General features: G+C 65.0%; 8 protein-coding genes and 2 tRNA genes. 9 read left to right on the top strand and 1 reads right to left on the bottom strand.

From position 1 onward, the window contains the following. Nucleotides 1-253: 253 nt before the first annotated feature. The 9 genes from IB223_RS10000 (at nt 254) to IB223_RS09960 (ending at nt 10,894) form a co-directional block, all read left to right on the top strand. A complete protein-coding gene (locus IB223_RS10000; RefSeq protein ID WP_192201523.1) occupies nt 254-2,818 on the top strand; it encodes a TonB-dependent receptor in 2,565 nt (854 codons plus the stop codon). Nucleotides 2,819-2,945: 127 nt separating this feature from the next. Further along, a complete protein-coding gene (locus IB223_RS09995) occupies nt 2,946-3,437 on the top strand; it encodes a CinA family protein (protein WP_192201522.1) in 492 nt (163 codons plus the stop codon). A gap of 31 nt (nt 3,438-3,468) precedes the next feature. Further along, the gene (locus IB223_RS09990) at nt 3,469-5,154 is read left to right on the top strand and encodes an AarF/UbiB family protein (protein WP_192201521.1); all 1,686 of its coding nucleotides are present in this window, start codon (nt 3,469-3,471) and stop codon (nt 5,152-5,154) included. A gap of 48 nt (nt 5,155-5,202) precedes the next feature. Continuing rightward, on the top strand, nt 5,203-5,844 hold the full coding sequence (gene lexA, locus IB223_RS09985) for a transcriptional repressor LexA (protein WP_192201520.1): 642 nt from the start codon (nt 5,203-5,205) through the stop codon (nt 5,842-5,844). Nucleotides 5,845-6,038: 194 nt separating this feature from the next. After that, nucleotides 6,039-7,073 carry a recombinase RecA gene (gene recA / locus IB223_RS09980; RefSeq protein ID WP_192201519.1) on the top strand — a complete coding sequence of 345 codons (1,035 nt, stop codon included), beginning with the start codon at nt 6,039-6,041 and terminating at the stop codon, nt 7,071-7,073. Nucleotides 7,074-7,103: 30 nt separating this feature from the next. Beyond that, nucleotides 7,104-7,619 carry a recombination regulator RecX gene (gene recX / locus IB223_RS09975; protein ID WP_192201518.1) on the top strand — a complete coding sequence of 172 codons (516 nt, stop codon included), beginning with the start codon at nt 7,104-7,106 and terminating at the stop codon, nt 7,617-7,619. A gap of 93 nt (nt 7,620-7,712) precedes the next feature. Continuing rightward, nucleotides 7,713-10,364, top strand: coding sequence for an alanine--tRNA ligase (gene alaS, locus IB223_RS09970; RefSeq protein WP_192201517.1), 2,652 nt, complete (start codon nt 7,713-7,715; stop codon nt 10,362-10,364). Between the two features lie 151 nt (nt 10,365-10,515). Then, on the top strand, nt 10,516-10,725 hold the full coding sequence (gene csrA, locus IB223_RS09965; RefSeq protein WP_142124622.1) for a carbon storage regulator CsrA: 210 nt from the start codon (nt 10,516-10,518) through the stop codon (nt 10,723-10,725). A gap of 76 nt (nt 10,726-10,801) precedes the next feature. Then, nucleotides 10,802-10,894, top strand: a tRNA-Ser gene (locus tag IB223_RS09960). A gap of 117 nt (nt 10,895-11,011) precedes the next feature. On the opposite strand, the gene IB223_RS09955 is transcribed toward IB223_RS09960, so the two are convergent. Next, nucleotides 11,012-11,088, bottom strand: a tRNA-Arg gene (locus IB223_RS09955). Between the last annotated feature and the right edge of the window lie 159 nt (nt 11,089-11,247).

Below are 11,247 nucleotides of genomic sequence, written 5' to 3'. Positions count from 1 at the left end.
AACAGGGGGGCTGGCACAGCGAGCAGCACCGGCGTAATCGAAGTTCCGCACGATCGTTCGGAAAATCAGTGACTTATCCATGCCAAAGTGATGGCCTGCGTATCGACGCAGTGCAGAATGCCGTGCTGTGAAGTGGGTGTTAATTTCGCGTTGACGCAAGGGGAGTTGCGTTCGCCACAGCGGCATCACTGCACGCTACATCCAGAAACACACAAGCACCCGTCGCCAGCACATGACCCTTGGAGGGGAGAACATGGTCACCGCATCGCCCAGGCACAAAGCGCTTTCACTTGCCGTCTTCGCCGCGCTCTGCGCCAGCTCGCATGCGTATGCGCAGCAGGCCGCACCCGCGGCAGAGGAAGAACCCACCACCCTGGCGACCATGACGGTCACCGCGCAGAAGCGCGAGGAGGCCATGCAGGACGTGCCGATTGCGGTGACGGCGGTGTCCGAACAGCTTCTGCAGGACACCGGCGTGCGCGACATCAAGGACCTGCAGGTCCTCGTGCCCGGCCTGACTGTCACCAGCACCCAGAGTGAAGCCATCACCACCGCCCGTATCCGCGGCGTCGGCACGGTGGGCGACAACGTCGGCCTGGAATCATCGGTCGGCGTGGTGATCGATGGCGTGTACCGTCCGCGCAACAGCGTCGGCTTCGGTGATCTGGGGCAACTTGAGCGCATCGAGGTGTTGAAGGGGCCGCAGGGCACGGTGTTCGGCAAGAACACCTCGGCCGGCGTCATCAATGTGGTGACCCGTCGCCCGAGCTACACGCAGAGTGCGGAAGGCGAGGTCACGGTCGGCAACTACGGTGCGATCGGCGTGTCCGCCAGCTACAACGACGCGCTGGGCGAAGCGGGTGCGTTCAACATCTATGCGGCCAAGCGCAAGCGCGACGGCTGGATGGATGTCCGCACGGGCAACGGCCCGCGCCAGGAAACCGACGACAACGACCAGAACTTCCATACCGTGCGCGGCAAGCTGTTGCTGGAGCCCTCGGAGAACCTGGAAATCCTGGTATCCGGTGACTTCACCAGTCGTGAGGAAAACTGCTGCGCGGCGGTGCAGACCACCGTGGGTGCCACGGCCGCGATCCTCAACGCCCTGGTCGGGGGCAAGGCGGTTGCCGCGCCGGGCGACGATCCGTTCGACCGCGTGGCCTACAGCAACCGTCCGACCACGCAGGACATCAAGGAAAACGGCGTGGCGGTCGAGGTGAACTGGGATTCGTCCTGGTTCGGTGGCGCCACGCTGACATCGATCACCGCACAGCGCGAGTGGGAGGCGATCAACGGCCTGGACTACGATTTCAGCACGGCCGACATCCTGTACCGCGTGGCAGACGAAGACGAGTCCTTCACCGGCTTCAAGACCTTCAGCCAGGAGTTCCGCCTGACGGGCGGCAACGACCACATCGACTGGATGGTCGGTGCGTTCTACACCGACGAGGACCTGGACCGTACCGAGACCTATCGCATCGGCTCGCACTACGAGCCCTATCTGTCGGTTGCGCTGCTGTCGATCATCAATCCGGCCCTGGGCCAGTCGCCGACCGCGCCGCTGTTCCTGTCGCAGGCGACGGGCCGCCCGTTCGGCACCGTGTTCGCCGGCCTGGGTGCGCTGGATACCTACGAGCAGAGCGCCAAGAGCACGGCGCTGTTCACCAACAATACCTGGCACGCCACGGATGCGCTCGACCTTACCCTGGGCCTGCGCTACACCCGCGAGAAGAAGACGCTGGTGTCGAACTACAGCAACCCCAACGGCGGTGCGGGCTGCGGCGCGATGCTGGCCAACCAGGCCGGCGTCGTGGGTGCGCTGATGGCGCGCGGCCTGTCCCAGGCACAGGCGGTGGCTGCGGCGCCGACGGTGGTCGGCTACGGCTGCCTGCCGTGGGCCAACCCCCTGCACAACGCGCCCACGCGCGACACGGTGCAGGAGCGTGAAGAGAAGGAATGGTCCGGCACGCTGAAGGCGGCATACCGCTGGAACGAGCACGTCATGACCTACGGTTCGTTCGCGCGCGGCTACAAGGGTGGCGGCTTCAACCTCGATCGCGTGCAGTCGTCCAACGGCCTGTCCAGTGGCGGCACGGGCATCCTGCCGGTGCTCGACACCTCGTTCGCAGGCGAGTTCGTGGACAGCTACGAGCTGGGCGCCAAGACCACGTGGCTGGACGGCAACCTGTTGTTGAACGCCACCCTGTTCCACCAGAAGTACGAGGACTTCCAGCTCAACAGCTTCCTCGGCACCAGCTTCGTGGTGCGCTCGATCCCGGAAGTCACGTCGCAAGGCCTGGATGCCGAGCTGATGTGGCAACCACGCTCGATCCGCGGCCTCATGCTGCAGGGCGGCCTGATGTACGCCGACACGCAGTACGGCGACAGCATCCCGGGCGGGGATTTCGTGGCGCCCACGGGTGCGCTGTACAAGCTGCCCGGCGCGCAGATGAGCTTCGCGCCGAAGTGGTCCGGTTCGGCGTCGCTGACCTACGAATGGGACGTCGGCAGCCTGACGGCGCGCTTCAACATCGGGGCCAAGTACGTGTCCAAGTACAACACCGGCTCCGATCTGGATCCGGAGAAGATGCAGGATGCCTACGCCGTGGCCAACGCACGGTTCGGCATCGGCGCGCAGGACCAGCGCTGGATGCTGGAGTTCTGGGGCACCAACATCACCGACGAGGACTACGTGCAGGTCGGCTTCGATGGGCCGCTGCAGAACGTGTCGCCGGCGCCGAACAACCCGTTCAACACCTTCAATGCGTTCCTCGGCGCACCCCGCATGTATGGCGTGACCCTGCGCGTGCGTTACTGATCCCCTTCGCAGAACATCGCGAACGGCCCGCCTCCCAGGCGGGCCGTTTTCTTTTGGGGCGGCATGGCGGGGCGACAGCGCCGGACAAATCGGCTACAACACGCACGCCCCCCAGCCGGAACCGATGATGTCCGTCCCCACCGATGAAGAACTGCACGTCCTGGCCCACCGTCTGGGCGAGCGCCTCAGGCAGGGCCGCGATCATCTGGTCACGGCGGAAAGCTGCACGGGGGGCTGGATCGCCAAGTGCGTCACCGATATCGCCGGCTCATCGGACTGGTTCGATTGCGGCTTGGCGGCGTACAGCTATGAAGCCAAGCAGGCCCTGCTGGGCGTGCGGCCGCAGACACTGGAGACGCATGGCGCGGTCAGCCGCGAGACGGTGATCGAAATGGTGTCCGGGGCACTGGTGAGTTCGGGCGCCAGCGTCGCGGTGGCCGTGACCGGCATTGCCGGCCCGGGCGGCGGTAGCGCGGACAAGCCAGTGGGTACGGTCTGGATCGGCTGGAAGCGGCGGGGCGGCTATGCGCGCGCCGAGGTTTTCCAGTTTTCGGGTGATCGCGATGCCGTGCGCCGGCAGACGGTAGCGACCGCGCTCGACGGGTTGGAAAAGCTGTGATCGCGGTTATCCGCCGCGGAGGAATGCGGTGATGTGGGAAACGCTGGGCACGGTGCGCGATCTGGGCCGATTGCAGGAAATCGCGTCGGTACTGATCCGCTGGGGCTTCGGCGATGTCGTCAAGCGCATCGGTATGGCCGGCGTGCTGGAGAAGGCGGGGCGCCTGCTGCACTGGCAGGCGGTCGAGGAAGGACGCCTGCGCATGGACGTGCCTGCGCGGCTGCGCTGCACGTTGCAGGACCTGGGCCCCACGTTCGTGAAGCTGGGCCAGGTGATGGCCACCCGGGTAGACCTGTTGCCGCCCACGTGGATCGATGAACTCTGCCAGTTGCAGAATGCCGTCCCGGCGTTGCGATGGGAGGACGTGCTGCCGCAACTGCGCGAAGACCTGGGGGCGGATCCCGAAGCGGTCTTCGACCGGATCGAGCAGGAGCCCCTGGCCGCCGCCTCACTGGCCCAGGCACACCGCGCGTGGCTGGCCGACGGCAGCGCGGTGGTGCTGAAGATACGCCGCCCCGGCATCCGCGACACGGTGGAAGCCGATCTCCGGCTGCTGAAGCACCTGGCCGTCATCGTCGAGAAGAATCTTCCCGAACTGCGCCGTTACCATCCCCAGCGCATCGTGCAGCAGTTCAGCGCCTCGCTGCGCCGCGAGCTGGATTTCGCCGCGGAATGCCGCAATGCCGAGCGCATTGCGCAGAATTTCGCCGGGCGCGAGGACATCGTGATCCCGCGTGTTTACTGGGAGTGGACCTGCGAGCGGCTCAACGTGCAGGCCTGCCTGGACGGCATTCCCGGGCGCGACCTCGCCGCCGTGGATGCGGCGGGACTGGACCGCAGGCAGCTCGCGCGCACCGGGGCGGGGATCGTGCTCAAGATGGTGCTGGAGGACGGTTTCTTTCATGCTGATCCGCACCCCGGCAACATCTTCTACATGCCGGACGGCGCCATTGGTGTGATCGATTTCGGCATGGTCGGGCGGGTCACCGAGCAGCGCCGCTTCCAGATCGTGCGCCTGCTGCATGGCCTGGTCGCACACGACCCGGAAGCCGTGGCGGAAGTCCTGTCCGACTGGACCGAGGAAAACAACGACGTCGACGAACTGCGCTTGCAGGAGTCAGCCGGTGCCTTCGTCGACCAGTATCGCGGCGTGCCGCTGAAGGACCTGCGCATGGGTGCCATGCTCGGCGACGTCACCGCGATGCTGCGCGAGCACGGCCTCAGCCTGCCTGCGGACCTGGCGTTGATGATCAAGGCGTTCCTGACCCTGGAAGGCATGGGGCGCCAGCTCGACCCGGATTTCGACATGGCCAGCGAAGCGCGCCCCTACCTGGAGCGCGCCATGCTGGAGCGCTATGCGCCCGATGTCCTGGTAAGGCGCGGACGACGGACCTTGTCCGGGCTGGTGGACCTGTTGCGCGACATGCCGCGCGACGTGCATCGGCTGCTGCAGTCGGCCCGGCGCGGCAAGCTGCAGATGCACATCGAGGTCGATACGCTCAAGGTGTTCGGCGAGCAGGTGGACCGGGCTGCCAACCGCCTGACGATGGGCATCATCACGGCCGCCCTGATCATCGGTTCGTCGATCGTGATGAACAGCGTGGGCGGAGGTGTTTCCAACCGGTGGCTCATGGCGCTCGGCGTGCTGGGTTTCCTCGGCGCCGCCCTGTGCGGGGTGTGGATCCTGTTCTCGATCCTGCGCAGCGGGAGGCGCTAGCGCTCCCCGGGTTGCCAATCGGCGAAGTTAGTAGTATTACTACTAACCATGGATCTGACCGATACCCAGCACGCCATCCTCGCCCTGATTGCCGAACGGCTGGAAGCCGAGGGCATGCCGCCCTCGCAGGCGGAAATCGCCAAGGCCTTCGGCTTCAAGGGCGTGCGTGCCGCCCAATACCACCTGGAGGCGCTGGAACAGGCGGGGGCCATCGAACGGGTCCCCGGCCGTGCGCGCGGCATCCGCCTGCTCAAGGCACCGATGCCCCCCCAGTCGGACCTCGCATTTCCCGCCGCCAATGAAGATGGCCTGCGCGTCCCGGTACTGGGGCAGGTAGCGGCGGGTTCGCCGATCGGCGCGGACGCAGGGCACCACGATTACGTGCTGCTGGATCGCGCCTTCTTCGCGCCCGCGCCGGACTACCTGTTGAAGGTCAAAGGTGACTCGATGCGCGACGAGGGCATTTTCGACGGCGACCTGATCGGGGTGCACCGCACGCGTGACGCCCGTTCCGGCCAGATCGTAGTGGCGCGGATCGACGACGCCATCACCGTCAAGCTCTTGAAGATCGGCAAGGACCGCATCCGTCTGCTGCCACGCAATCCCGACTATGCCCCCATCGAGGTGCTGCCCGATCAGGACTTCGCCATCGAAGGCCTGTACTGCGGGTTGGTGAGGCCGAACCGGTGACGCTTGGCGCGAGATCGGTCGAGATGCCTTCCTGCATCGAAACGCGGTGTTTCCCGACTTCCCACTGCGGTGAGCGCCGATCCCGGCAGCCCCCCGCGAGCAACTAATTTCTCCCATGCCCGTTCCGTCGCAGCCTGTGCGATGGCCGCTCCCCACACTGATCGCACCTGACCACCTTGACTAGGACCACGACAATGGATGAGAACAAGAAGCGCGCCCTTTCCGCCGCACTGACCCAGATCGAGCGCCAGTTCGGCAAGGGCTCGGTGATGCGCATGGGTGACCGGGTCATCGAGCCCGTGGAAATCATCCCCACCGGCTCGCTGATGCTGGACATCGCCCTGGGCATCGGCGGACTGCCGCGTGGTCGTGTGGTGGAGATCTACGGTCCGGAATCCTCCGGCAAGACCACGCTGACCCTGCAGGCCATCGCCCAGTGCCAGAAGCAAGGCGGCACGGCAGCATTCATCGACGCCGAGCATGCGCTGGACCCGATCTACGCCGCCAAGCTGGGCGTGAACGTGGATGACCTGCTGCTGTCGCAGCCGGATACCGGCGAACAGGCGCTGGAAATCGCCGACATGCTGGTGCGCTCGGGCTCCATCGACATCGTGGTCATCGATTCCGTGGCGGCGCTGACGCCGAAGGCTGAAATCGAGGGCGAGATGGGCGATCAGTTGCCCGGCCTGCAGGCGCGCCTGATGAGCCAGGCCCTGCGCAAGCTCACCGGCAACATCAAGCGCTCCAACACCACCGTCATCTTCATCAACCAGTTGCGCATGAAGATCGGCGTGATGATGCCCGGCCAGAGCCCGGAGACCACCACCGGCGGCAATGCACTGAAGTTCTACGCCTCGGTCCGCCTGGACATCCGCCGCATCGGTGCCATCAAGAAGGGCGACGAGATCATCGGCAACCAGACCAAGATCAAGGTGGTCAAGAACAAGCTGGCGCCGCCGTTCAAGCAGGTCGTCACCGAGATCCTCTACGGCGAAGGCATCAGTCGCGAAGGCGAACTGATCGACATGGGCGTGGAAGCCAAGCTGGTGGAGAAGGCGGGCGCCTGGTACAGCTACGGCAGCGAGCGCATCGGCCAGGGCAAGGACAATTCCCGTACCTTCCTGCGCGAGAACCCCGCCATCGCCGCCAAGCTCGAAGCCGAACTGCGTGAGAAGTTCCAGCCCGCTGAAGCGCAGCGCGAAGAAAGTGCGGACAACGACGGCGAATAAGCATCGCGGCAGGTGAGATGGGCGCGTGTCATGGTCGATGAAGCAGGAGATGCACCGGGGACGGGACGCCGCCGTCGCAAGCCGGTCGAGCAGACGCCCCTGCAGCGCGCGCTCGGACTCCTGACCCGTCGGGAGCATTCCCGGCGGGAGTTGTCCCGCAAATTGACGTCCCGTGGAGTGGAAGCGGCCGATGTGCGATCGGCCGTGGACCGGTTGGCAGGTGAGGGCTGGCAGAGCGACACGCGCTTTGCAGAGGCCCTTGTCCGCAGCCGGGCCTCGGGTGGTTATGGTCCGCTACGGATCAGGGCTGAGCTGTCCACGCATGGGCTGGATCGCGAGGCAGTAGCGGCGGCCATGGCCACCTTCGATGGCGACTGGACCGAAGCGGCGTGCGACCTCGTCCGCCGTCGTTTCGGTCCAGCCCGCCAGATCGACCAGGCTCAACGGCGCAAGATCGCTGATTTCCTGATCCGGCGCGGCTTCGATGGCGCCGCCATCCGTGCCGCAAGTCGGCTGGAGGCGGAGGACTGGGACGGAGCGGCCTGATAATCTAGGGCATTGGGTTGCTTCCACCCCGCCTCACCCGCATGTAGCGGAGAGCGCGGCGCGGTGATGCGCCTTCCAGCCAATGCCTGCCAGATGACCACTCCCAATATCTTCAGCACCCGCCAGATCCGCCAGGATTTCCTCGATTTCTTTGCCGGGAAGGGCCATACCATCGTGCCGTCTGCCTCACTCGTGCCCGGCAACGACCCCACGCTACTGTTCACCAATTCCGGCATGGTGCAGTTCAAGGACGTGTTCCTGGGCGCCGAGAAGCGGAGTTACGTACGCGCCGCCGACGTGCAGCGCTGCCTTCGCGCAGGTGGCAAGCACAACGATCTGGACTCAGTCGGCTATACGGCCCGCCATCACACCTTCTTCGAGATGCTGGGCAACTGGTCCTTTGGCGATTACTTCAAGAAGGAAGCCATCGGCTGGGCTTGGGAATTGCTGACCGAGGTCTGGAAGCTGCCCAAGGACCGCCTGCTGGTCACGGTGTATCACACCGATGACGAAGCCTACGACCTGTGGCATGACATGATCGGCCTGCCCGCTGAACGCATCGTGCGCATCGGCGACAACAAGGGCGCCCCTTACGCATCGGACAATTTCTGGCAGATGGCTGATACCGGCCCCTGCGGTCCCTGCACTGAAATCTTCTACGACCATGGCGACCACATCGCGGGTGGTCCTCCGGGCTCGCCGGATGAAGATGGTGATCGCTATATCGAGATCTGGAACAACGTCTTCATGCAGTTCGACCGGCAACCCGACGGCACGCTGATACCGCTGCCGGCTCCCTGTGTCGATACCGGCATGGGACTGGAGCGCCTGGCGGCCGTGCTTCAGCATGTCCACACGAATTATGAGATCGATCTGTTCCAGGGCCTGATCCGCAAGGCGTCCGAGCTGACCGGTACGGCCGACCTCGAGAACAAGTCGTTGCGCGTGATCGCGGACCATATCCGCGCCTGCAGCTTCCTCATCGTCGATGGCGTGCTGCCTTCCAATGAAGGGCGTGGTTACGTGCTGCGCAGGATCATCCGCCGCGCGCTGCGCCATGGTTGGATGCTGGGCGTGCGGCAGCCGTTCTTCCACAAAATGGTCGGCACGCTGTCGGACTTGATGGGCGATGCCTATCCCGAACTGCCCGCCGCTCGCGAGCTCGTCGAGCGTGCACTCAAGGCCGAGGAGGAGCGCTTCGCCGAGACCCTGGATTCGGGCATGCGCATCTTTGATGATGTGGCTTCTCGCGTCACCGATGGCGTGATCCCGGGCGTCGACGCGTTCCGGCTCTATGACACCTATGGCTTCCCGGTCGACCTGACCGCCGATATCGCGCGTGAGCGTGGGCTGACCGTGGATATGGCGGGTTTCGATGCCGCGATGGAGCAGCAGCGCGAAACCGCGCGTGCCGCCGGCAAGTTCACCTCGACGACCGGTCTGCCTGCCGACCTGGTGGCGCAGCTTTCGCCTACTGGATTCCTGGGTTACGACCAGCTCGATGCCGGCGGCCTGGAGATTGTCGCGCTGCTCAAGGACGGGCGCCCGGTGCAGGCGGTGCAGGCGGGTGACGAGGCCGTTGTCATCCTGGACCGAACCCCCTTCTACGCGGAATCCGGTGGCCAGGTCGGCGACACCGGCGTGCTGGCCGAGCAGGGTGTCGAGTTCGATGTCGCGGACACGCTCAAGTTCGCTGGCCAGTTCCACGGCCACGCAGGTCGCGTCGCGAAGGGTTCGTTGAAGGTGGGCGACCACGTCGTGGCGTCGGTGGATGCGGCGCGTCGCGTCAGCACCATCCTCAATCACTCCGCCACGCACCTGTTGCATGCGGCACTGCGCGAAGTGCTGGGCACCCATGTGCAGCAGAAGGGATCGCTGGTCGCGCCGGATCGCCTGCGCTTCGACTTTTCCCACTTCCAGCCGATGACGCCCGCGGAGCTGGCCGAGATCGAGCGCCGCGTCAATGCGCAGATCCGTGCCAACAACGAGGCCGAAGTGCATCACATGGGCATGCAGGAGGCGCTGGATTTCGGTGCCATGGCCCTGTTTGGCGAAAAATATGGCGAGAACGTGCGTGTGCTGAAGATGGGCGGCTATTCCACGGAGCTGTGTGGCGGCACCCACGTCGGACGCACGGGGGACATCGGCCTGTTCAAACTGGTCGGTGAAAGTGGCGTATCCGCAGGGGTGCGACGCATCGAGGCGGTGACGGGGCAGGGTGCTCTGGATTACGTGGCGGATGAGGAGCGCCGGCTGTCCGAAGCTGCAGCCCTTCTGGGCGGGAACGCCAGCGAAGTGGTCGAGAAGATCCGGGCCCTTGCCGACAGGCAGAAGAAACTCGAGCGCGAACTGGAGTCCCTGAAGGCAAAGGCGGCCTCCAGCGCCACGTCCGACCTGGCCGGGGGGGCGGTCGACATCGCCGGCGTCCGCGTACTCGCGTCACGGCTGGAAGGCTTCGACGCCAAGGCGCTTCGCGATGCCATGGACCGACTGAAACAGCAGCTGGGTGACGCCGTGATCGTCCTCGCCGGCACCGCGGACGGCAAGGCGGCACTGGTGGCGGGCGTGAACGGTGCCGCAACCGGCCGGGTCAAGGCGGGGGAACTACTGTCACATATCGCCGGTCAGATCGGGGGCAAGGGCGGTGGTCGCCCGGACCTCGCCCAGGGTGGTGGTGAGGACGGGCCCGCCCTTGCTGCGGCCCTCAAAGGTGTCCCCGCATGGGTCCAGCAACGCCTCGCCTGACCCGTCCATGGGCTCATTCGGCGCTTGCGGCCGTGTGCCTCCGGCCGCTACCATGCTTTAAGTTCATGAATGTACCAGGAAGCAGTCGGCCGGTTTTCACAAGGCCGGCGCGCCCCCGGCACTATCCTTTGCCGGATTACGGAGAAGAAACATGTTGATCTTGACCCGCCGTGTCGGCGAAACCCTGATGATCGGCGATTCGGTCACGGTGACCGTGCTTGGCGTGAAAGGCAACCAGGTGCGTATCGGCATCACCGCGCCCAAGGATGTGGCCGTGCATCGCGAAGAAATCTACCAGCGCATCCAGCGCGGCGAAGAGATCGCTTCGCCTGCAGGGTCTGAAAACGTCACTTCGGAGTGAATTTGTTTGCCGCCTGCGCGGTGAGCCGCTATCCTAGGCGGCCGCTGCAGCGTGGCTGCAACGTGCGACAAAAACCGGAGTGATGCCCGAGTGGCCGAAGGGGCTCCCCTGCTAAGGGAGTATAGGGTCAAAAGCCTTATCGAGGGTTCGAATCCCTCTCACTCCGCCAGTTGATGAAAGAAGCCCCGCATTGCGGGGCTTCTTTTTGTCCGCATGAGCTGGAGCGATGCTCCTCTTCTCGCGGACGAAAAAAAACAGGCTGACCTAAGTCAGCCTGTTTCGAAAATGGCGCGCCCGGAGAGATTCGAACTCCCGACCGCCTGGTTCGTAGCCAGGTACTCTATCCAGCTGAGCTACGGGCGCGTTTCGTTAGAAGCGGAATTTTGCACGAACGAATTTCACCCGTCAATAACCTGATGGAAAGATTCCTTGGGCACGACGCCTGCGGCCGTCTTCGACGGTCCTTCGCGTACTTGAAGGCAGATCCGATCACCGAAATGGGGCGCGCGTCTCATCCGCAGC

Source organism: Pseudoxanthomonas sp. PXM03, assembly GCF_014852005.1.
Taxonomy (GTDB): domain Bacteria; phylum Pseudomonadota; class Gammaproteobacteria; order Xanthomonadales; family Xanthomonadaceae; genus Pseudoxanthomonas_A.
This window is presented reverse-complemented; position numbering and strand designations above follow the sequence as displayed.

Coding starts and splice junctions, on each gene's coding strand:
- IB223_RS10000 (WP_192201523.1), top strand. CDS start 254: ATGGTCACCGCATCGCCCAGGCACAAAGCGCTTTCACTTGCCGTCTTC.
- csrA (WP_142124622.1), top strand. CDS start 10,516: ATGTTGATCTTGACCCGCCGTGTCGGCGAAACCCTGATGATCGGCGAT.
- IB223_RS09990 (WP_192201521.1), top strand. CDS start 3,469: ATGTGGGAAACGCTGGGCACGGTGCGCGATCTGGGCCGATTGCAGGAA.
- recX (WP_192201518.1), top strand. CDS start 7,104: ATGGTCGATGAAGCAGGAGATGCACCGGGGACGGGACGCCGCCGTCGC.
- alaS (WP_192201517.1), top strand. CDS start 7,713: ATGACCACTCCCAATATCTTCAGCACCCGCCAGATCCGCCAGGATTTC.
- recA (WP_192201519.1), top strand. CDS start 6,039: ATGGATGAGAACAAGAAGCGCGCCCTTTCCGCCGCACTGACCCAGATC.
- IB223_RS09995 (WP_192201522.1), top strand. CDS start 2,946: ATGTCCGTCCCCACCGATGAAGAACTGCACGTCCTGGCCCACCGTCTG.
- lexA (WP_192201520.1), top strand. CDS start 5,203: ATGGATCTGACCGATACCCAGCACGCCATCCTCGCCCTGATTGCCGAA.